The 20,858-nt window shown below is 59.8% G+C and carries 18 protein-coding genes; 7 read left to right on the plus strand and 11 right to left on the minus strand.

Features of this window, described 5'->3' with window-relative positions; translation table 11 throughout:
• Window positions 1-4: 4 nt before the first annotated feature.
• The gene (locus tag ABRP95_RS07835) at window positions 5-637 is read right to left on the minus strand and encodes a hypothetical protein (protein ID WP_296089659.1); all 633 of its coding nucleotides are present in this window, start codon (window positions 635-637) and stop codon (window positions 5-7) included.
• A 126-nt stretch (window positions 638-763) separates the two neighbouring features.
• On the minus strand, window positions 764-1,369 hold the full coding sequence (locus ABRP95_RS07840) for a hypothetical protein (protein WP_349839193.1): 606 nt from the start codon (window positions 1,367-1,369) through the stop codon (window positions 764-766).
• A gap of 206 nt (window positions 1,370-1,575) precedes the next feature.
• Here ABRP95_RS07840 and ABRP95_RS07845 point away from each other — a divergent pair, with 206 nt between their 5' ends.
• The gene (locus ABRP95_RS07845; protein ID WP_296089662.1) at window positions 1,576-2,166 is read left to right on the plus strand and encodes a nucleosidase; all 591 of its coding nucleotides are present in this window, start codon (window positions 1,576-1,578) and stop codon (window positions 2,164-2,166) included.
• A gap of 53 nt (window positions 2,167-2,219) precedes the next feature.
• On the opposite strand, the gene ABRP95_RS07850 is transcribed toward ABRP95_RS07845, so the two are convergent.
• From ABRP95_RS07850 to ABRP95_RS07875, 6 genes are all read right to left on the minus strand, one after another.
• Window positions 2,220-3,680, minus strand: a complete 1,461-nt coding sequence (locus ABRP95_RS07850) for an AI-2E family transporter (RefSeq protein ID WP_349839194.1) — start codon at window positions 3,678-3,680, stop codon at window positions 2,220-2,222.
• Between the two features lie 143 nt (window positions 3,681-3,823).
• The gene (locus tag ABRP95_RS07855; RefSeq protein WP_284783089.1) at window positions 3,824-7,264 is read right to left on the minus strand and encodes a bifunctional proline dehydrogenase/L-glutamate gamma-semialdehyde dehydrogenase; all 3,441 of its coding nucleotides are present in this window, start codon (window positions 7,262-7,264) and stop codon (window positions 3,824-3,826) included.
• Window positions 7,265-7,865: 601 nt separating this feature from the next.
• Window positions 7,866-8,540, minus strand: a complete 675-nt coding sequence (locus ABRP95_RS07860; RefSeq protein WP_239270011.1) for a response regulator — start codon at window positions 8,538-8,540, stop codon at window positions 7,866-7,868.
• Window positions 8,525-8,680 carry a hypothetical protein gene (locus ABRP95_RS07865; RefSeq protein WP_023024136.1) on the minus strand — a complete coding sequence of 52 codons (156 nt, stop codon included), beginning with the start codon at window positions 8,678-8,680 and terminating at the stop codon, window positions 8,525-8,527. The genes ABRP95_RS07860 and ABRP95_RS07865 overlap by 16 nt, the downstream gene beginning before the upstream one ends.
• Before the next feature lie 92 nt (window positions 8,681-8,772).
• Window positions 8,773-9,951, minus strand: coding sequence for a sensor histidine kinase (locus ABRP95_RS07870; RefSeq protein ID WP_349839195.1), 1,179 nt, complete (start codon window positions 9,949-9,951; stop codon window positions 8,773-8,775).
• Window positions 9,952-10,155: 204 nt separating this feature from the next.
• The gene (locus tag ABRP95_RS07875) at window positions 10,156-10,341 is read right to left on the minus strand and encodes a hypothetical protein (protein WP_284770421.1); all 186 of its coding nucleotides are present in this window, start codon (window positions 10,339-10,341) and stop codon (window positions 10,156-10,158) included.
• A gap of 467 nt (window positions 10,342-10,808) precedes the next feature.
• Here ABRP95_RS07875 and dnaK point away from each other — a divergent pair, with 467 nt between their 5' ends.
• From dnaK to exaC, 5 genes are all read left to right on the plus strand, one after another.
• The gene (dnaK, locus tag ABRP95_RS07880) at window positions 10,809-12,674 is read left to right on the plus strand and encodes a molecular chaperone DnaK (protein WP_349839196.1); all 1,866 of its coding nucleotides are present in this window, start codon (window positions 10,809-10,811) and stop codon (window positions 12,672-12,674) included.
• The gene (gene grpE, locus ABRP95_RS07885) at window positions 12,674-13,396 is read left to right on the plus strand and encodes a nucleotide exchange factor GrpE (RefSeq protein WP_005279390.1); all 723 of its coding nucleotides are present in this window, start codon (window positions 12,674-12,676) and stop codon (window positions 13,394-13,396) included. The genes dnaK and grpE overlap by 1 nt, the downstream gene beginning before the upstream one ends.
• Before the next feature lie 98 nt (window positions 13,397-13,494).
• Window positions 13,495-14,700 carry a molecular chaperone DnaJ gene (dnaJ, locus tag ABRP95_RS07890; protein ID WP_284783087.1) on the plus strand — a complete coding sequence of 402 codons (1,206 nt, stop codon included), beginning with the start codon at window positions 13,495-13,497 and terminating at the stop codon, window positions 14,698-14,700.
• 20 nt (window positions 14,701-14,720) lie between these two features.
• Window positions 14,721-15,248, plus strand: coding sequence for a heat shock protein transcriptional repressor HspR (locus tag ABRP95_RS07895; RefSeq protein WP_284770423.1), 528 nt, complete (start codon window positions 14,721-14,723; stop codon window positions 15,246-15,248).
• A gap of 412 nt (window positions 15,249-15,660) precedes the next feature.
• Window positions 15,661-17,181: an acetaldehyde dehydrogenase ExaC gene (gene exaC, locus ABRP95_RS07900; RefSeq protein WP_284770424.1), complete on the plus strand. Its 1,521-nt coding sequence runs from the start codon at window positions 15,661-15,663 to the stop codon at window positions 17,179-17,181.
• 44 nt (window positions 17,182-17,225) lie between these two features.
• Here exaC and ABRP95_RS07905 read toward each other — a convergent pair whose 3' ends face one another.
• Together ABRP95_RS07905 and ABRP95_RS07910 are read right to left on the minus strand one after the other, a co-directional pair.
• Complete coding sequence (locus ABRP95_RS07905) at window positions 17,226-18,404, minus strand: alpha/beta hydrolase (protein WP_349839197.1); 1,179 nt, start codon at window positions 18,402-18,404, stop codon at window positions 17,226-17,228.
• On the minus strand, window positions 18,401-18,664 hold the full coding sequence (locus ABRP95_RS07910; protein ID WP_349839198.1) for a hypothetical protein: 264 nt from the start codon (window positions 18,662-18,664) through the stop codon (window positions 18,401-18,403). Before ABRP95_RS07910 ends, ABRP95_RS07905 begins: the two co-directional genes overlap by 4 nt.
• A gap of 91 nt (window positions 18,665-18,755) precedes the next feature.
• On the opposite strand from ABRP95_RS07910, the gene ABRP95_RS07915 reads away from it, so the two are divergent.
• Entirely contained in the window at window positions 18,756-19,571 is an 816-nt protein-coding gene (locus tag ABRP95_RS07915; RefSeq protein WP_284852374.1) for a carbon-nitrogen hydrolase family protein, read from the plus strand.
• On the opposite strand, the gene ABRP95_RS07920 is transcribed toward ABRP95_RS07915, so the two are convergent.
• Complete coding sequence (locus ABRP95_RS07920) at window positions 19,568-20,806, minus strand: FAD-binding oxidoreductase (protein WP_349839199.1); 1,239 nt, start codon at window positions 20,804-20,806, stop codon at window positions 19,568-19,570. The genes ABRP95_RS07915 and ABRP95_RS07920 overlap by 4 nt on opposite strands.
• Window positions 20,807-20,858: the final 52 nt, after the last annotated feature.

The raw sequence follows: 20,858 nt of genomic DNA on the forward strand, positions 1-20,858 counted from the left end.
CCTCTTAACAGGGATCGCTGAAGTCTGCGTTGTTATTTAGGGATCGGGCGTTGCCGCCGTACGCAGCCTTGAGTTCGCAGACTTTGTCCACGCTGTGGCCGGCGTCGAAGTAGATCGCATATGCTGTGCCTCCGTCGACTTGGCCGCGGAGAGAACTACAGGCATTGCCGGAAAGAATCTTGGAACCCGGGTATTTGTTTTGCACGCGTTGCGTCTCTGCTGACGGAACCTCGCCCACGGGAATGATGGCAGACTCGACGATCATGATGTAGCGGCCATCGCATTGATCATTCCCAGTGGATTGGCCTGAGCGGATCTGGGTCTCCGTTGTCGTCTTCGTCGCAGGTTCAGGTTTCTCTGCGGCTGCGTCCTCATCTTTGTTTTCCTCTTGAGACGTGGTGACGGGGACAAAGGCATCGGCGTCAGTGGAATCAGCAGAATCGCTGCTATTCGTGAGCGCCCACGTGACACCGGCGGTGATTGCGATGATGGCAATGATTGCGAGGACGATCATCGCCAAGCGTGTGGCCTTGCCACTTTTCCCAGTATTGCCTGTGGAATCTCCGGTAGGGGAAGAGGAATTCCACGGTTGGTGCTGAGAGGGATCCGGCTGACCCAAAGAATTATTAGTAGTCAACGAGGGAGCTCCTTTGCATGAGTTCATCTTGGTCGAATTTGTAGCGCGACTTTCATTGCTTTATGGCCAATTAAAAAGTTGGGTTTCGTCACGGTGGGTGTCTCCTAGTAACTAGGCGGATTGTTACTAGCATGGCTCAATTTCCTCAATTAGATCTTCTGGCACATTTTCTTTCTCCAAGTTGCCGCGGGTATAGCAGGAAATTTCCGCTGGATGGATCATGCCATCCGGCCGCAGCCCATCCCAGCCGTTGCCGCTCCACTGGAAGAGCGAGAAATGCGAGGTGCCAGACTCGGCTACATACAGCCAGCTGTCATCGCAATATAATTGGATGGGCCGATGGAGCTGGCTAATCGCTTCCCCGTAGTAAGTGCCGCATTTTTCTTCCGTAGAAGCAGGCTCTTCCTGCTTTTGAGGCGTAGATCCGTCCGCGGTGGCGGTGGATTCAGTTTCCTCTGAACCGGGTGCATTCTTAGCGGAATATTGTTGTAAATCAGAAAATGCGGGCTCCGCGGTTTCATCGCTAGAGCTGGCCGGTCTATTAAAGGAAAAGGTCACTCCCGCCACCAAGGCAATAACAGCGATGATGGTGATGGTGATCATCGCGACCCGCTTGCCTTTACTTTTTTCGGTGCCTTCTTGGGCCTCTGCGCGCGGCCCAGCGTCTGGCGACGAGCTTGCTTGTGCGGCGGGGGATGATTCTGGTTCCTGCGAAGGGTTGTACTTACTCACGAGAGATTCCTTAGACTAAAGCGCAGCAGAAAATAGTGGGGATATGGGAAAGGGCTGTCCTTAAACCATAGCTGGGACATTGGGGCTTGTCGCTGGAATTCTGTAACTCGGGTGCCGCCGAAAACAGTGATGCCAGCGGTGCAGAAGGACAAGCATCTGTGCCGGCGAGTCCAGCGACCACGTGGGGTGCAGGTATTGTCGCAGGCATGGAAAATTTATCTGGACGAACATTATTCGTGGCGGCCGTGGACGCCGAAGCTGCGCACATTCCAGACGGTGAAGCGCTGCTCATTACCGGTATCGGCACGGTTCCAGCCGCGATTTGCCTGACCGAAGTATTGGCAGAGGCTCGCGCAAACGATGCTTTGCCTGAGCGCGTGGTCAATATCGGAACGGCGGGCGCGCTTGTCGATGGCATGGATGGCGTCTTCGAGATCAATAAAGCAACCAAGCACGATTTCAAGCTAGAAGTGCTGACCGATATCAGCCGTTACCTTCTGCCAGAATTCATCGAGCTGGAGACCTCCGGCGAGCTCCCGGCACGCGGATTGGCCACCGGTGACATGTTTGTCTCTACTACCGCATTGCGCAATGAGCTGGTGAAAAAAGCCCAGCTATGCGATATGGAGGGCTATTCTATTGCCGCTACCTGCCAGCGCTTTGGTGTGCCTTGCACGCTGCTGAAGCAGGTTTCTGATTCCGCTAATGAGGAATCGATGGGCACCTGGGCTGGCGTCTTGGACCGCAGCGCCCGCCAGTTGGCCGCTGCCGCGGCCGATTTAGGCTTCTTGCGCTAGCCGATGCCTCCATTGCCTTCCTCGCCGTCTCGCACGGCGGAGGAAGGGCGGTTTTAAGTTAGCGGGCTCATGGCCGCGAAAAGCTGCTTTACCTTTTTGCGAGGAGACTCTTCGAGGGGGATCTCGCCGTCGCCTTCTTCGCCGGTGCGCTCGGCCTCGGGGTCTGTATTGTCCGCATCCTCAGCTTCGTCGTCTTCGGATACTGACTTGGATCCGGTGACGATTTCGATGTCATCGGGGGAAACCTCGCCGGCGCGCAGGGCGGCCATTTCTGCATGGTAGCGCAGGACAACGGCGATGGTCGCGGCGACTGGCACGGCGAGGAAAGCGCCAACGACGCCGGCCAGGGTGGAGCCCACGGTGATGGAGAGCAAGACGATGGCCGCGTGCAGGCCCATGGCCTTGGACTGCAGGATGGGCTGGAGGACGTTGCTTTCTACCTGCTGGACAATGATGATTAGCGCCAGCGCGAGCAGCGCATTGGTCAGGCCGTTGGATACCAAGGCGATGATGACAGCCAAGGCGCCGGCGGTGACCGCACCGATGATGGGGATAAAGCCGGCGAAGAAAGTGATGACGGCGATGACCAGTGCCAGTGGGACTTGGAGGCCCCAGAGGCCGAGGCCGATGAAGACGGCATCGACAAGCGCGACTAGGGCTTGGGCCTGAATGAAGCCAGACAGCGTCTTCCACACGCGGGAGGTAAGTTCCGTGATGTGCCAGGCAGCGGAATTACCGGTGTATTTGCGCAGCCAGGGCAGGAACCTATCGCCGTCTTTAATGATGAAGAAGGTGATAAAGAGCATGATAACGGTGGCTACCGCAATGGAGCTGGCCATGGAGAAACCAGAAAGCACGCCGGTGGCGATGGTGGAGGCCTGGCCCTTGGCAAAGCTCACGATGTCTTGAAAGACCGATTGCAGTTGGTCCACCTGAATATCCAGTGGGGAATCATTGACCATCTTGGTTAGCTGCATGATGCCGGCTTCGGCCTCATTAATAAGCACCTTGGACTGTGCGGTGACCATGGGCGCCATGGCAGCAAAGATGCCGCCGAAAATAACCACCAAGCCTAAAAGTGTCGTGACCGCTGCCAGTGTGCGGGGAAAGCCCTTAGAACGCAGCCAAGCGCTAACTGGATAAAGCACTGTCGAGACCAAGATGGCGAGGATAACCGGCAGCAGGCCCACCCAAATAAAGCGCAGCAGGAACCCCGCCAAGCCCAATCCTGCCGCGATGAGGATGAAGCACACCGAAATCTTGGCCATGCTGCGGAAGTCCTTGGCCAGCACGGCGGACTTATTATCGCGATCGGCGGGATCGGCGGTGGCTACCTCCGCGCCCAACTGGGAATCATCGGGGGAAACTAGCGGTGCGATATAGGGGTTCTTCGCGTCAGTCTTGCGGTTGACGGAGTTTTGCTCGAGCGCCGACGGGTACTGCGGGCGCTGCGCCGAGTTCTGGCCCGAGTGTTGCCCGGTGCCGTTAGGGGAGTGGTTATCTGGCGTAGTCATTCATCTACTATGCCACAGGAAACCACCTAGGGATAGCGCAGGAAAAGCAGAGAAAAAGATAGCGCCCCACCCAACTCCCAGCAAGAAAGCGGGAGAAGGTGGGGCGCTTACTCAATCTGCCGCGACGGGCAGCAATCGGCGTATTAGTCGCGCAGGTTGCCCACGTTGCGGATGATGCCGAAGCGGTGCATGGTCACGGAGACTGCTTGCTCGAGGAGGTAAGGCATGAGCTCACGGCGGCCATCGGCAAGCACGGGCTGGTCCAGTACCACGGAGTTGGAGCGCACCGCTGCCTCGTAGACGGAATCCGGTACGGTGCCGAGGGCACGCACGCGGGAGGACTCGTCATTGGCCACGGCGGCAGCGAAGGAACCATCAGAAATGGACTTCACGTCGAAGCCGAGCTCCTGCAGCTGGGCGGCAACCTCTGGGGCGGCGGAGATTTCCGTCTCGGTGCCGGTAATCCCGGAAGCCAGTACCTGGCGGGCGACATCGCGCAGCTTGTAGTCCTCGCCCACGCGGATGCGCAGCTTGGTTAGCAGCGGGCGGTAGCGGAAGCGGTTGGCCTCAGAAACCAGCGCGGTGCGGTCGTGGGTGCGGCCGAATTCTTCGAGCCACGCAATCCGGTCCAGCTCGGCGGCGCGCCAGAGCCATTCCAGATCGTCCTGGCTGAGCTCATCAGAAAGCTCATCGCGCAGGCGCTGCAGAATCTTCACGCTGGCTGGGGCGATATCCACGTCGCGCGGCTTGAGTTCGCCATCGGTCCAGGTGCCCATCTGGGCTACGTAGTTAGGGCCGCCGGCCTTCGCACCCGGTCCCATGACGGACTTCTTCCAGCCACCGAAGGACTGGCGCTGGACAATCGCGCCGGTAATGCCGCGGTTGACGTAGGCGTTGCCCACCTCAACGTTGTCGATCCAGTACTCGATTTCCTTGTCATCCAGAGAGTGGATGCCGCCGGTCAGGCCATAGCCGGTGCTGTTTTGCCAAGCGATGGCCTCTTCCAAGGTATCGGCGTACATGATGCCGAGGATGGGGCCGAAGCACTCATTCTTGTGGTACCAAGAACCCGGCTGGACATTATCGCGAATACCCGGGGACCACAGGGTGCCCTCTTCGTTGAGCTTCTCCGGCTTCAGCAGCCACTTCTCGCCCGGCTCCAGCTGGGTCAGGCCGCGCAGCAGCTTCTCGCTCGGCTTTTCAGCCAGGCCGTTCATCGTGGTGGTGATGTCATAGCCCGGGCCAGGCTTCAGGGTCTTGACGGAATCCAGCAGCTGCTCGCGCAGGCGCTTGGACTTGCCCGCAGCGCCGACGAAAATCACCAGCGAAGCGGCCGAACACTTCTGGCCGGAGTGGCCGAAGGCGGAGTTGTACAGGTCCTGGATGGCTAGGTCCGGGTCGGCGGCCGGGGTGATGACCAGCGCGTTCTTACCGGAGGTCTCTGCCATCAGGTTCATCTTGGGCTTCCAGGAGCGGAAGAGCGCACCGGTATCGGATGCACCGGTCAAGATGATGTTGTCCACGTCATCGTGGGAAAGCAGGGCCTTGCCGGCATCGCCTTCATCAGTAAGCACCAGCTGCACCAGATCCGGGTCCAGGCCTTCTGCCTCCAAAGCGGTGCGGAAGGCCTCAACCACCATCTTGCCGCAGTGGACCACCTGGGGAGCAGGCTTGACGATGACCGCCGAGCCCGCCGCCAAGGAAGCTGCAATGCCGCCGGTAGGAATGGCGATGGGGAAGTTCCACGGCGGGGTCACCACGGTGACGGTGTGCGGGTGGAACTCGGAGTGTGCCTCTTCCAAGAAGCGAGCCGATTGTCCGTAGTAGGTGCAGAAGTCAATGGCTTCCGAGATCTCAGGGTCAGTCTGGGTGACTGTCTTATTTGCCTCATAAGCGGCTACGGAGATGAAGTCTCCGCGCTTGGCGGCCAGCTGGTCCGCGACGGCGTCCAGGGCTGCGGCGCGTTCTGCGGCGGGGCGCTTGCCCCATTCGGTGCCCAGCTCCTTGGCGCGGGCGACGTAGCTTTCAACAGCAGACGGGTCGGTGACCTCTTGGACGCCGTGCTCACCAGGGTCATTTGCAAGCGCACGCTTGGCCCAAGTGCGGTTCGGGGTAATTGCCGGGTCCGTATCAGGTTCGTTCCTGAAGCGACCTGAATCCGGTGCCTGACGCCCGGAATCCTCGAGGCGGTTCTGGGTGCGGCGCGATCCTGCGAAGGTATCCCAGCGCTTGGCAACGGCCTTGCGGAAGGTCTCTTCCTGGCTTGCCAGCGGCTCCTCGCCCGGGGCGAAGAGGGCGTAGAGGAAGTTCTGCGGCGCGGAGTTTTCCTCCAGGCGGCGCACCAGGTAGGACACGGCGACGTCAAAGTCATCCGCGTGCACCACCGGGGTGTAGAGAATCTGGCGGCCTTCGTAAACCTTGCGCACCGCTGCCTGCTGCGCCGGGGACATGCCCTGCAGCATCTCAGAATCCAGCATGTGCAGCACGCCGCGCTTTACACCCAGCTCGTAGGCCATGGCGATGGTGTACAGGTTGTGGCTGGCCACACCGATGCGGATGCAGTCTGCGAATTCCTCCTGCAGGATGTAATCCAGCAGACGGTAGTAGTTAGCGTCTACGTCTAGCTTATTGGTGTAGGTAGCCAGCGGCCAGTCGTGGACTTCACTTTCAGCGGTTTCCATGGACAGGTTGGCACCCTTTACAATGCGCACCTTGACCTTGGCGCCGCCCTCTGCCACGCGCTGCTTGGCAAATTCCGCGATGTCTTGGAGGGCATCGAAGGTATCGGGCAGGTAAGCCTGCAACACGATTCCGGATTCCAGATTCTTGAATTCCGGCTCGCTCATCAGGCTCTTGAACAGGCGCAGCGTCAGGTGGAGGTCGTGGTATTCCTCCATGTCCATGTTGATAAAGACCTGTGGGTTGCGGCGTGCGGCTTCCTGGTAGAGCGGGCGCAGGCGGTCCTTCAGGCGCTCCACGGAACTGCCGATGTCCCAGTTATTCAGCTGCGCCACCATCGAGGACGCCTTGACGGATACGTAGGTCACGCGCGGGTTCTTGATGAGGTCCAGCGTGCGGCGCGCGCGGGACTTTGCTTCCTCTTCACCGAGCACGGCCTCACCCAAAAGGTTGAGATTTAACTGCTCGCCGGAAGCAGCGGCCTTTTCCAGGGTGTCATTGAGCGCATCCGATTCCGCGTCCAGCACCAGGTGGCCAACCATCTTGCGCATGTACAGGCGCGCTACCGGCATGACTAGGTTAGGCAGGATCGGGCCGAAGAAACCGCCGGCACCGACGAGCGCGCCATTGATGCTGCCCAAGAAGGAAGGATCGTACTGGGAAGAAATATCCTTCAGTGCCTTGGCCGCGACCTTGTTATCCTCTGGGCGCATGACGCGGTCAACGAAGTCCATGGTGAACTTCACGCCATTGTCATCGCGCAACAGCTCCGCGAGCTGCTCGGTGGCCTTGTCCTTTTCATCTGCGGTGGAATCGAGCCAGCCTTGCGCCCGCTTAATGGCGGCGGGCAGTACGGCCTCAACATCATCAGATAGTGGCGTGCGGGTGTATGCGGGAGAAGTCATGTGAAATTCAACCTCTTTTTCGAAACGTGTACTTCCAGGTTGGTGGCCAACCCACACCGCGGTGTGGCCTTTGTTCTGTGACTCTTAGCGCCGGGGGCAGAAAGTGGCTGGTAAGTCTATGGAAATTGGAAAGCATGCGAGCGATTAGGACTCCGCATACTTGGCAATGAGTGGAACACGCGGGATGCGCGCGCCGCTGCTCGGTGGTTCAAGCCAAGCGAATCAACAAGCCATAGTGCTACCGGTAGTGGGGACCGGGGGCCTGTCGCTATGGCGGCGGACGCGTGCCAAGTTGGTGTTCAACACTCACCTGCTTTCTACACTGTGGCGATGTGGAGCTAGGGGCAGGAAAGAAAGCCCAGTAGTGGTTTCCTATTCCGGTCCTAGCATGGGCATCACCGGCCGAATGCGGCCGATTGATGCGCGGGAAATGCTATGTAGTTGTCTGTGAAGTCAATTATAGGGTTGTCGATATAGTGATGCTAGTCTCGTTAGGGAAATCGTCCGTGGGGGTAAAAAGGTAAAAAATAAAACCCCAGCATGTGGGGTTTTGAGGGGGTGGGGCCACGATTGGGGGCAGGCGCCATTCGCGCCTATGCAGCTATTTGCCGTACCCCGCTTTTAGTGCTTTGACCGCTAGTTCAAGACGAGACTTGGCGTGAAATTCCGTTAACAGGCTAGAAACGTATTTCTTTACCGTTCCCGGGGCATAGTGCGTGCTTTTTGCGATCTCTTCGTTGGATTTTCCCTCGCACACTAAATCGAGAATCTGCGCTTGAGCAGGCGAAATATGGTGCTCAGGGGTGGAAACCGCAGACGGGGATTGAGCATCGTTTTCGCTCCACTCGGGCATTTGTTGGAATAAGCGCGTTAATGGTTGGGGAGCTACGACCGTGCCACCGCGGACGGCCTCGCGTACCGTGTCCAAGATGTAGGCTGGCTTCGAGCTTTTGAGGATATAGGCTGCCGCCTTATTGGATAGGACTTCCCTTAGGGTGTCGTCATTATCCATTGCGGTCATAGCAATGAATACCGGCGGATTAGGCAGCTCATTTAGCTCGCGCAGCAGCGCTGTGCCGTCCATCTCCGGCATATGAATATCCGCGATGACGGCATCGACATCGTGCTGTTCTAGCTGCTGTAATGCGGCTTTCCCATTTTCTGCGACAGCGATGATTTCCATATCTTCGGCCGCAGCGAAATAGTGGCCGAGTGCCTCGATGACCAGTGGATCATCATCGACTAAGAGCAGCGAAGTCTTTACTTGAAGCACCATGGGGCTGGGCAGCCAAAGACGAGCTCTGCCGAAGACTCGTACTTGTTATTTTGTGGGAGATCGCCTGGGGTGAGGTCTGCGCCGAAGAGAGAGGCGGACAGCATGAGGGGCGTGAGAAAGCTAGCGAGAGCAGCCTGCATGGCACGACTCCTTTTATATAAAAACCGGATTTATAAGAAACATACGTAAGTGTAGTAAAGGGATGGTGGCGCTGCCAGCGAAGGTGAACAAACTAACGTTGTTCATGCGCAGACGGGGGCAGTGCCAGCGTGAGCTCCCAGTGATCGTCGACCTGACCTGCTTCAAACCGGGCATCGATAGTTGCTGCGAGGCGCGTCATCGAATTAATGCCTATGCCGGAGGAGGTCTCCGGTGTGGTGCTCGTTGGCTTGGCAATAGGGTTGCAGATAGTAAGGATCGTCCATCCCAAATGCGGTTGCGCCGATACGGTAATTTCCGCCCCAGGCGGCGAGTACTTGACGGCGTTGAGGCAAGCCTCCCTGGTGATGGCTACGACCGAGTCAAGAACAGAAGGGGAAAACTGGGGGCAAAAATCTTCTCCGCTTACGTTGATAATTGGAGTGCGGTTGAGCTTTGATAGCTGTCCTTCTTCCCAGGCCAGTACCTGTGCAAGGCTTGTAGGGCGTGCGGCTTGTTTAAAACTGAATTCGTCGTTGATGCCGTCAATATTGGAACGCAAGACTTTAGTTAAAGCGCGTATTTCAGACATCGACGAGCGCATTGCATCGCTTAATTCATCGAGGCGGCGGCTGAGCTCCGGTGTGCTGGCGTATTCCAAGCTGAGCGCTTCTAGCTGCATGGTATTGACGGTAAGGTTGGAAATTGCCGAGTTATGCAGGGTTTCAGCTAGGTCGGACTGTCGGCGCTTGACATCGTTATTCCACTCCACCATGGCGGTTTTATAGCGCCGTGCGGAATGGGCAAGTGAGCTACCGATGAAGGTGCTAATGACCAAGAAAATTCCCCAGACCAGTGCCGGTGTTGGATTGAGGACTAGCCGCAACGTACTAGGATCTACCAGCCCTACCAGCCAAAACACTACGCAAAGAAGAATCGACTGCCATTTGGTGCTGCGGAAAGCGAATACGGCAAGGAATACTGGGGCTAAGAAAACGGAACTGGCGTAGGGGATTCCCACGGTAAGGATGGCAATAATCCAAATTGCCAGAAAACCCACTGCCATTGTCTTCGGGTACCGATAGGCAGATGTAGTGATGGCCGTCAAAATTAACCCGACAATTGCCGCTGAAAGTTGGTGTTTAGTTGGGGTGAGGAATGCGGCGAAAAGGGTAAGGGCCAAGCAAATGATGGCGATCAGCGCTGCGGTGCGCTGTAGGGGCATCGCCGCGCGAAGGCGGTGGCGAAATGGAGGTGGTGGGGTGAAAGTCACGGTGGAATGCGCTTCTTTGGTGCTCAGACTGAATAGTTATGAAAGGGCTTGTGGCGTCTCGCACCTAGCTTAAGGCCTGGAAGCGTGAAACCAGCAAATGAAAACAACTAAACCCCGCACCTTCCGGTGCGAGGTTTAAAACCTGCATGGAAAAGTGCGGGGTTTAGTCGGTCTTCATGAAGGAGTGTAAACGCGAAGGTTTACTTAAGCGTTAGCTGCGGCTTCGGTAGCAGCGTCAGCGTTGTCCTTGGAGGACAGGCCCTCGAATACGGAGGACAGGCCTGCGGAGTCGGAGTTGGACTCGGAGGACAGTTCAGCAATGCCCTTGATGGCCTTGAAGATTGCCTCGAAGTCGAGGGCGGAGCTGAGGTTTACGAGGGTACCGAGCATCGGTGTTTCCTTTCGAGTTGGCGGAGTGAAACTACAAATCAATCTCTCTCTGGGTAGCAACCACATCAGTGGCTGCTGTGGTTTCCAGTATGTGCGAGTTAAATACGCCTGCCAAGCCTCTTTTGGATCCTTTGTGAGGTAACTTTTGGCCACCTTTTTACGACCCTTTGGGTAGCTTTTGGGCGTGGCAGAGTTTGTTTTTCAAAAGGTGGGTCGCTCCAGCTTGATGTAGAAGAGGGACACGGGTTTGAGGCTAAGAACTGGGAAAAGGGGGATAGTTTTTAAGGAGAGTTGAGTCGGTGGGAATAAGATTTGAGTGTGGGAGGTTATGAAGATTGAGTGACACGGGCTCAAGAATTTATGAACGAGTTCGCAACTTCTGTTAGAGTAGCGCACGGACGCAACGAGAAGTTGAGTCACCGACAATCAACTTTATTAACTGCACTCGATAAAAAGGAGAATGAACCATGGGACGCGCAGTAGGTATTGACCTGGGTACGACGAACTCCGTCGTTTCCGTACTGGAAGGTGGCGAGTCCACCGTTATCGCTAACTCCGAAGGCTCCCGCACCACGCCTTCCGTTGTAGCGTTTGCTAAGAACGGCGAAATCTTGGTTGGTCAGTCCGCCAAGAACCAGGCCGTGACCAACGTGGACCGCACCATCCGCTCCGTCAAGCGCCACATTGGTACTGACTGGACCGTCAACATTGATGACAAGGACTACACCTCCCAGGAGATTTCCGCTCGCACGCTGATGAAGCTGAAGCGCGATGCAGAGTCCTACTTGGGCGAGGATGTTACAGACGCCGTTATTACCGTCCCTGCATACTTCGAGGACGCACAGCGTCAGGCCACCAAGGAAGCTGGCCAGATTGCCGGCCTGAACGTCCTGCGCATCGTCAACGAGCCCACCGCGGCCGCACTTGCATACGGCCTGGAAAAGGGCGAGCAAGAGCAGACCATCCTGGTCTTCGACTTGGGCGGCGGCACCTTCGACGTGTCCTTGCTGGAAATCGGCGATGGCGTCGTTGAGGTTATGGCTACCGCAGGTGACAACACCTTGGGCGGCGATGACTGGGATCAGCGCATCGTTGACTGGTTGGTTGACCGCTTCAAGAGCTCCCAGGGCGTTGACCTGACCAAGGACAAGCGCGCCGTGCAGCGTCTGCGCGAGGCTGCAGAGAAGGCCAAGATTGAGCTGTCCTCCTCCCAGCAGGCCAACATCAACCTGCCTTACATCACCGTTGACTCCGACAAGAACCCACTGTTCTTGGACGAGACCCTGACCCGCACCGAGTTCCAGAAGATCACCCAGGATCTGCTGGACCGCACCAAGGCTCCGTTCAACCAGGTCATCAAGGATGCTGACCTTTCCGTTGGCGATATCGACCACGTTGTGCTGGTCGGTGGTTCCACCCGTATGCCGGCCGTATCTGACCTGGTCAAGGAGCTGACCAGCAAGGACCCGAACAAGGGCGTTAACCCGGACGAGGTCGTTGCAGTGGGTGCTGCCCTCCAGGCAGGTGTGCTGCGCGGTGAGGTTAAGGACGTGCTGCTTCTCGATGTGACCCCGCTCTCCCTCGGCATTGAAACCAAGGGCGGCGTGATGACCAAGCTCATCGAGCGCAACACCACCATCCCGACCAAGAAGTCCGAGACCTTCACCACCGCAGAAGACAACCAGCCTTCCGTGCAGATCCAGGTCTTCCAGGGTGAGCGCGAGATGGCTACCGCCAATAAGCTGCTTGGTTCCTTCGAACTCGGCGGCATCGCACCGGCACCTCGCGGTGTGCCCCAGATTGAGGTCACCTTCGACATCGACGCCAACGGCATCGTCCACGTGACCGCCAAGGACAAGGGCACCGGCAAGGAAAACACCATCAAGATCCAGGAAGGCTCTGGCCTTTCCCAGGAAGAGATCGACCGCATGGTCAAGGATGCCGAGCAGCACGCTGAGGAAGACAAGAAGCGTCGCGAGGAGCAGGAACTGCGCAATAACGCAGAGTCCACCTCCTACCAGACCCGCAAGTTCTTGGAGGACAACGAGGACAAGGTCTCTGAGGACACCAAGACCAAGGTCGCCGAGGCTGCTGACGCCGTGGACGAGGCGCTGAAGGGCGATGACCTCGATGCCATCAAGTCCGCAGTAGAGAAGCTGTCCACCGAATCCCAGGAGATGGGCAAGCAGATCTACGAGGCACAGGCTGCAGAGGGCGGCGCTGAGGGTGCTGCTGACGCCGGCGCTGCACAGGGCGACCCCAACGTGGTCGACGCTGAAGTTGTGGACGAAGACGAGCAGAACTCCGACGACAACAAGGATGGCGACAAGTAATGACTCAGGACAGCGGAATGCCGCAAAACCCAGGCGACCCGGAAAACACGGATCCGGAGGCTACCTCGGCTGACCGCGCTGAGGCTGCCGCCGAAAAGGCCGAGGAAGCACAGGCTGCCAACGACGCGCAGGCTGATGCCTCCGAAGAAGCCAAGTTGGATCCCACCCTTGATGCTGACCTCGAAGACGCGCTGGCTGATGTCAACGCCGATGAGGTCGAAGCCGAGGCGGAGGGCGATGAGCCCACCTCCACCGGTGCTGCCACCAACGATGTGGAGGCGCAGTTGGCAGAACGCACGGAAGACCTCCAGCGTCTGAATGCGGAATACACCAACTACCGCCGCCGCACCGAGCGTGACCGCCAATCCGTTATCGAGACCGCGAAGGCAAAGGTCATTAGTGATTTGCTGCCGGTTCTTGATGACCTCGATTTGGCCAAGCAGCACGGTGACCTGGAGGGCCCGCTCAAGGCGGTTGCGGATAAGCTCCGCAAGGGCCTAGAGCAGCACAACCTCACCGCCTTTGGTGAAGAGGGGGAACCCTTCGACCCAGAGATGCATGAGGCCGTGCAAGATTTGTCCTCCGGCGATGAGCAGGTGCTTGGCACCGTGCTGCGCCAGGGCTACCGCGTAGGTGAGAGGCTGGTGCGCAACGCGCTGGTTATCATCGCGGACCCCGGTGAGGATTCCGGCAGTTCGGAAGGCACCGAACAAGCCGATTAATCCGGGAAATGGGCGCCTTGGGAACTGACTGGTTCAACTTCCCCTGGCGCCCTTTTTACTAACTACAACCGATTCTTCTTGAAAGGAGGAGATGCCCAGTGAGCGCTAAACCCGAATGGGCAGACAAAGATTATTATGCGGATCTGGGGGTCTCCTCGTCCGCAGACCAAAGCGAGATCAAGCGCGCGTACCGCAAGCTTGCCCGCGAAAACCACCCCGATACCCACCCCGATGACCCCGCGGCAGCGGACCGGTTCAAGCGGGTTGCGGAAGCATACGATGTGCTTTCCGATGCCTCCGAACGCAAGGAATACGACCAGTTCAAGGCCATGCTGCGCAACGGCGGTGGCTTCGGACGGAACGGAGGCGCCGGCTTTCCCGGCGGGTTTCGATCCACGAACATGGGTGGACAAGGTGCGCAAGACTTCGACCTCTCGGACCTCTTCGGAGGAGCCACTGGAGGATCGTCTCAAGGCGGCGGTTTTGGGGATATCTTCGGTAGCGTTTTCAACCGCAGCGGTAGTGCTGGCCACTCAGCTAAACCGTCGCGGGGGGCCGACGTCGAAACGGAAATAACCCTCGATTTCCGCGAGGCCGCCAAGGGGACCACCATCCCGCTGGCCTTAAGCGGTAACGCGCCGTGCACCACGTGCCACGGCTCGGGTTCTTCCTCCGGCAAGACCTCAACATGTGGTACCTGCAATGGCTCCGGGTACACCTCGGAAAACCGCGGTGCGTTCGGTTTTTCCGCCCCGTGCAAGGACTGCGATGGCACGGGCCGCCGCATCCCAGATCCGTGCCCAGACTGCAACGGCTCCGGAACGGTGCACCGCACCCGGAATATCACGGTCCGTATCCCCGCCGGCGTCATTGACGGCCAAAAGGTCCGCATCGCTGGCCAAGGCGAGGCCGGACCGAATGGCACCCCGGCCGGTGACCTCTTCGTTGCGGTCACCGTCAAGCCTGACAAGGTCTTTACCCGCGACGGCGACGATATCCACATCACCGTCCCTGTCTCGTTTGCCGAGCTCGCCCTTGGTGACACCATCACGGTTCCCACCTTGGACAGCCCGGTCCGCGTGAAGATTCCCGCCGGTACCCCGGATGGCCGTACCCTGCGCGTGCGTGGGCGTGGCATTGCCAAGCGCGCCGGCAAGGCTGGCGACCTCTTGGTGAGCGTGCAGGTCACCGTGCCTTCCAAGCTCGATGCAGCGGCCTCCAGCGCTCTGCGCACCTATGCACAAGCCGAAAAGGACTCTGGCTTTAATCCCCGCGCAGGCTGGGCCGGCGCGGAGAGCAATTAAGGCAGGAGGTGCATTGCACAATGAGTACTGGAAAGGCAGAAGGCTCCGGCACCGCCGTTTACGTCATTTCCGTGGCTGCCGAGCTTTCCGGGATGCACGCCCAAACCCTGCGCACCTATGACCGCATGGGTTTGGTCTCCCCGGCCCGCACCCGCGGCGGGGGCCGCCGTTATTCGGATCGCGATATTGAATTGCTCCGCAAGATTCAGGCGCTGTCGCAAGACGATGGAGTCAATCTCGCCGGCATCAAATCCATCATCGAGCTAACCGAAGAACGCGACCAGCTAGAGGCCGAGCGCGATGCGCTTGCCGATGAAGTCCGTGCCCTCCGCGATCAGCTTGCTGCCGGGCAGCGCTCGGGGGCACAACACCCCCAAGCACAGGGGCAGTACACCCGCGGCGCGCAAGGTCCGCAAGGCTCGCAGGTCCCGGGGCGTTCCCAACGCAGCGGTGAGCTCGTCCACGTTCCGCGGTCTACCTCCGTAGTGATGTGGAGCCCGCGCACCGCGCGCGATCGCAAGCGCAACCGCCGAAACGGCAGCGGCTAAACCAGCTAAACCGCCTAATTCGTCCTGCGGACGAGAAACCTCAATTTAAACCCTCCAAACCTTTGCCGCGGCCTAGCGCCCGCACGGGTATGGAGGGTTTATTGCTGCCCAAGAGTCCCTCGCTCTCTCGGTTCACACGCGGTGACCTCTCGGGATCCATCGGCCCCTACCGTTCCCGCGCCCTCTCGCAGGCCGCTGCACCCTCACCCGGACGCTGGTGCACCCGCACAACCAGACTTTGGTCTGTGAAGAAATGTTAATTTCCCACCCCTATTTAGTGCGAAATGCAAAAAAGTGCATTACTATGACGGGAAAGCAGGTGAGCTACAACACAGTAGAACACCTGTAGTGGCACGCGCCAAACACGGCAAACCCCACAGTCGAAATTTCTGCACGAGAGGACACCACCATCATGACTTTGTACGCAGCGCCCGGAACCGAAGGGGCCATCGTCAATTACCGCGACCGCTATGACAACTACATCGGCGGCAAGTGGGTACCGCCAGTCGATGGCGAATATATGGACAACATCAGCCCCGTGACCGGTGAAGTATTTTGTCAGGTGGCCCGCGGCAAGGAAGCCGATATCAATGCGGCCATCGATGCCGCGGAAAAGGCGTTTGCAACCTTTGGCAAGACAACTCCAGCAGAGCGCGCACTCTTGTTGCACCGCATCGCGGACCGGATTGAAGAGAACCTCGAAAAGATCGCCGTTGCGGAAACCTGGGAAAACGGCAAGGCCGTCCGCGAGACCTTGGCCGCCGATATCCCACTGGCCGTTGACCACTTCCGCTACTTCGCGGGCGCCATCCGCGCGCAAGAGGGCCGCCTGTCTCAGATCAGCGAAGACACCGTGGCCTACCACTTCCACGAGCCGCTCGGCGTGGTTGGCCAAATCATCCCGTGGAACTTCCCGCTGCTCATGGCTTCCTGGAAGATCGCACCGGCCCTAGCCGCTGGTAACTGCATCGTGCTCAAGCCTGCGGAGCAAACGCCGGCATCCATTTTGTTGCTCATGGATATCATCGGTGACCTCCTCCCAGATGGCGTACTCAATATCGTCAACGGCGTGGGTGAGGAAGCCGGTGCGGCACTGTCGGGTTCGGACCGCATCGCCAAGATTGCGTTTACCGGCTCCACCCCAGTGGGCAAGCTCATCAATAAGGCCGCCGCAGACAAGGTCATCCCGGTCACCCTGGAGCTCGGCGGTAAATCGCCGTCCATCTTCTTCAAGGACATCATGGATGAAGATGACTCCTACCTGGAAAAGTGCGTCGAAGGATTCGTCATGTTCGCGCTCAACCAGGGCGAGGTCTGCACCTGCCCATCGCGCGCCCTGGTCCATGAGGATATTGCCGATAAGTTCTTAGAGCTCGCCATCGAACGCGTCAAGAAGATCAAGATCGGCCACCCGTTGGATACCGAAACCATGATGGGCGCCCAGGCCTCCCAGGAGCAGATGGACAAGATTACCGAGTACCTCAAGATCGGCCCAGAAGAAGGCGCGGAAACGCTTACCGGCGGCCATGTGAACAAGGTCGAGGGCCTCGAAAACGGCTACTACATCGAGCCCACGGTATTTAAGGGCAGCAACGAGATGCGCATCTTCCAGGAGGAAATCTTCGGGCCGGTGCTCTCTGTAGCGACGTTCAAGGACTACGACGAGGCCATCGAGATCGCGAATACCACCAACTTCGGCTTGGGCGCCGGCGTGTGGTCGCGCCAGCAAAACATCTGTTACCGCGCCGGGCGCGATATTCAGGCCGGCCGCGTGTGGGTCAACCACTACCACGACTACCCGGCACACAGCGCCTTCGGCGGCTACAAGGAATCCGGCTTGGGCCGCGAGAATCACTTGATGATGCTCGGCCACTACCAGGAAACCAAGAACATGCTGGTCTCGTACTCGGACGCCCCCGCAGGCCTGTTCTAAGCCCCCAACTGGCGTTCCCACAACCGGCGCCCCCACAGCCCGCGTTAATCCGGTCTGGATTCCCCGGCAGCCACCGTGCCTAGTCCGCGCAGAAACTGCGGGTCCTCCCAATAAGACCCGTGGTCCCCGGGCAGGCCATCCGCGCCGGGGAGGGGAGCGGCACCGAAGGACTGAACGGTGGGATCCGGGCCGTGGATTCCGCTCAGTGGCCCCGTCGCGATAGCGATGGGGTCATTGTCATTGGTCGCCGCCCACACGGTGCCGTGCAGTTCGCGGGCATGCTGGGCGCTCGTGCCGGGGCTTCCCACCAGCACGATATCGGAAGCGATTTCCTTCTCGCGCGCCGCGTATCCGGTCACGACGGAGCCATAGGAATAGCCCACCACCGTTCGTTTTGCGCCCGGATACCGCTTGCCGATGCCCCGCTGAAACCGCGCCAGCTCCTGCCCCGCCGCACGCGCGGGATCGGCGTGCACGGCGCGCGGCAAGCTCGACGGGGCCTGGTAGCCCAACCACACGGCGGCCGGCCCACCGCTTGCGGTGGCAATATTGCGGCCGCGGTCCACGGCGCGCTGCCAGGTGGTGGGGTCGGAGGAATGCACGCCTTCAACGAACGTGGTCACAGACGCTGGTTCCGTGCGAAAACCCTCCGGATCCAGCAGCGCCACCAGCCGGCCGGGGCTGGTTTCGACGATGCGCATATCGGGGTTATCCGCGGCCAGCTGCGCCACGCGGTCGCTGGCTTGGGCGAGGTTGATCTCGTGGATGGTATCGAGGGGGAGATCGGCAAAATCCTCGAGCCGCTGCGGTGGTTCCACCCCGGCGGGCGTGCAGAGGGCGTCGATTTCTTGGGCGCAGAGCCAGTCGAGGGCATCGCCAAGCGCACGCACCTCCCGCAGCAGCACGCCACCAGCCAGCGCGGCGGGGCCAGAAAACTCATCGACCTTGCCCAGAAAGGAAATGATTCGCGCCTCCACTCCCTCGCGCCAGGCCTGCAGGTCCGCATGCCGGTCAAGCACCTCGATGACTCGCTCCATTTCCCCAAGCGGGCTACTCAGCCACTCGGTGGCCTCCGCCAAACTGGAGCGCGCCGCCACGCCCGCGGGTCCACCCAGCGATAGCGACCGCCAATCGTGGTGCGAATCCACATAGTGATTTTGCAGTCCAGAGTGATCCGCAGTAAGCTGCGCAGCGCTGTGGCGCAGGGCAGTGGATAAATTCATCGCGCCCTCCCCAAGTTCGCAGCCAGTGAGGAATCGAGCGCGCTGCTGCGGTCTAGGAAGGAGTGGAGGCTGCGCAGGTGCTGGGAAACGGTGGCATCGCTAAGTTGCTGCGTCTCGGACCACTGCGCCACCGCGTGCTGGAGGGCGGCAGACGTCCGGGAGGCTACGCTTAAGTGTGCCTCCGGTAACGCCGCCGCCGGCCGCGCCCTCAAGCTGCGTACATGTGCGGGAAGGTGTTCAGGAATATCTACATAACTCATGCCTTTAAGCGTGGCCGCTGCGGGCTGTAGCCGCGAGGGCAAAACCGCCAACCTGTGGATAACTAGGTGACGCTGCACTAAGTTGGGATTTATGAAAGTAGCAGCAGTGCAATTGACCTCCACCGGCAGCATCGAGGAAAACCAAGAACTCGCCCTGGATAAAATCCGCGAGGCCGCGGCGGCGGGCGCGCGCCTTATCGTGCTGCCCGAGGCCACCTCGCAGAACTTCCGCTCGGGACGCCTAGATGAGCAGGCGCAGAACCTCGAAGGCCCGTTCGCCACCGCGATACAGGAAGCGGCGGAGGAATTGGAGGTCACCGTCGTCGTCGGCATGTTCTGCCCAGCCGATACCATCGAGAGCGAGGACAAGACCATCAACCGCGTATCCAATACCGCGCTCGTCGCAGGCCCAGGCGTGCTGGGCGGCTACGAGAAAATCCACACCTACGATGCCTTTGACTACCGCGAATCCGATACGGTGCAGCCCGGGGAGTCCCTGGTGACCTTCGACGTTGATGACCTTACCGTCGGCGTCGTGGTCTGCTACGATATCCGTTTCCCAGAGCAGTTCAAGGACTTGGCGCGCGAGGGCGCGCAGCTCATCGTTGTCCCCACCAGCTGGGCAGATGGCCCCGGCAAGCTGGAGCAGTGGCGCCTGCTCACGGCCGCGCGGGCGCTGGATTCCACCAGCTATATCCTCGCCGCGGGCCAATCCCGCCCAGGCGGCAACGCTGAGGCCGGTTCTCCTTCGGGCCCGACCGGCATCGGGCACTCCACCATCGTCGATCCCAACGGCGTGCGCGTGGCCGAGGCCGGCTACGAAGACGAAATCCTCTACGCCGACATCGACCCGCAAGAAGTAGCGAAGACGCGCCGATCCCTGCCGGTGCTAGAGCTCACCGATTAAGACTGCGCCGCATAATCCTCCGGCAGCCACTCTCGGTCGCGGCCCCAGCTGTGGCTTAAGATCCACTGCTTGCCGATGCCCCTTTTCTCCAACTCCTTCCTCGCCTCCGCTACCTCCTCGGCGCTGCCGAAGAGGGCGAAGTAAGTGGGCGTGCCTGTGGATAACTCGGCCTCGTTGACTACTACATCAGTCGGGTCGGGGGAGAGGGTGTGGGTGGCGGCATCGGCAAGCGGCCGTGCCCCCAGCAACCATGGGTCGTTTTCTTGCCGGATGATGCGGCGCAGGCTGAGATCAGGGTAGAGGGCCGCAAGGTTCTGCTGGAAGTGCGTGTCATAGTGCGCGCCGGGGCTATCCGCAACGGCAAAAATCTGCAGGGCCAGGTTCTTCGCGAGGCCCTCCTCGCCCGCATCCGCGGCCTGGCGCGCCGCCAGCGCCAAGCACCGCGCCGCCGCCCAGCCCGTGCCATAGGCCAGGATGACCAACCTGCCGCCGCGCAACGCGCGCAGGTCCTGCCAGATGGAGCCGGTGGGCCGGCCCAATGTCCACCAATCGCCTGGCTTGGTATGCGCAAGCGACCGCGAGGCCGCACCCACCGCAGCGACGTGGAAGACCAGCTGACCGGTGGCATCGCTTGGCTGCGCGGGGGTGAGCATCCGCCACTGGCCGGGAAGGTACTGGGTGGTAACGGGGAAATACTGCCCCGGCTCGAAGGCTGCGGGCATTCCTGCCTCGACGCGAATGACCGCGGTTTCGCGCGTCGGCCGATCCACCGCGACCACCTGCCCCGAATACGCCGGCGCCTCCCCAGCCAAGTCCGCCTCGCGCGCCGCACTGGCCATCTCCTCGCAGACCTGGTGGATGACGGCGCAGGCGAAGTCGTATTGGTACCGCGTCAGCGCCAACACCCGCAGGCCTTTGATGAGCGCCTTCTCGAACCGCGCATAGACCTCGGCCGGGAAGCCGTGCCTGCGGTGATCGCGGCCGAGCTGCGCGATCTTCTCCCGTACGTCCTCGGGCAGCGCAGCCCCGACCCCGGACCCTGCCTTCGCGCCGGCGCTGCTGGGCTCTGCGTGTTCAATCACCCATGCTAGTGCGTGCACCATGGACCGGTGAGTGTCCTGCATAGAAAGGGAAAAGACCTGCCGTGCCTCCGGCACCATGAGGAAAAACTGCTCATGCACCGCATTGCGGTAGTCGTCTGCATACTTCCGGAAGTGCTCGCCCAATTCCCACATGGTTTCCCATCCTAGTGTGCTTGCCTGCCTTTTAGCGCGCGCATTTTCGTCC

The sequence above is a fragment of the Corynebacterium sp. KPL2895 genome, from assembly GCF_040225815.1.
GTDB classification, from domain to species: domain Bacteria; phylum Actinomycetota; class Actinomycetes; order Mycobacteriales; family Mycobacteriaceae; genus Corynebacterium; species Corynebacterium rhinophilum.

Coding starts and splice junctions, on each gene's coding strand:
- ABRP95_RS07845 (WP_296089662.1), top strand. CDS start 1,576: ATGGAAAATTTATCTGGACGAACATTATTCGTGGCGGCCGTGGACGCC.
- ABRP95_RS07850 (WP_349839194.1), bottom strand. CDS start 3,680: ATGACTACGCCAGATAACCACTCCCCTAACGGCACCGGGCAACACTCG.
- ABRP95_RS07855 (WP_284783089.1), bottom strand. CDS start 7,264: ATGACTTCTCCCGCATACACCCGCACGCCACTATCTGATGATGTTGAG.
- ABRP95_RS07860 (WP_239270011.1), bottom strand. CDS start 8,540: ATGGTGCTTCAAGTAAAGACTTCGCTGCTCTTAGTCGATGATGATCCA.
- ABRP95_RS07865 (WP_023024136.1), bottom strand. CDS start 8,680: ATGCAGGCTGCTCTCGCTAGCTTTCTCACGCCCCTCATGCTGTCCGCC.
- ABRP95_RS07875 (WP_284770421.1), bottom strand. CDS start 10,341: ATGCTCGGTACCCTCGTAAACCTCAGCTCCGCCCTCGACTTCGAGGCA.
- dnaK (WP_349839196.1), top strand. CDS start 10,809: ATGGGACGCGCAGTAGGTATTGACCTGGGTACGACGAACTCCGTCGTT.
- grpE (WP_005279390.1), top strand. CDS start 12,674: ATGACTCAGGACAGCGGAATGCCGCAAAACCCAGGCGACCCGGAAAAC.
- ABRP95_RS07895 (WP_284770423.1), top strand. CDS start 14,721: ATGAGTACTGGAAAGGCAGAAGGCTCCGGCACCGCCGTTTACGTCATT.
- exaC (WP_284770424.1), top strand. CDS start 15,661: ATGACTTTGTACGCAGCGCCCGGAACCGAAGGGGCCATCGTCAATTAC.
- ABRP95_RS07905 (WP_349839197.1), bottom strand. CDS start 18,404: ATGAATTTATCCACTGCCCTGCGCCACAGCGCTGCGCAGCTTACTGCG.
- ABRP95_RS07910 (WP_349839198.1), bottom strand. CDS start 18,664: ATGAGTTATGTAGATATTCCTGAACACCTTCCCGCACATGTACGCAGC.
- ABRP95_RS07915 (WP_284852374.1), top strand. CDS start 18,756: ATGAAAGTAGCAGCAGTGCAATTGACCTCCACCGGCAGCATCGAGGAA.
- ABRP95_RS07920 (WP_349839199.1), bottom strand. CDS start 20,806: ATGTGGGAATTGGGCGAGCACTTCCGGAAGTATGCAGACGACTACCGC.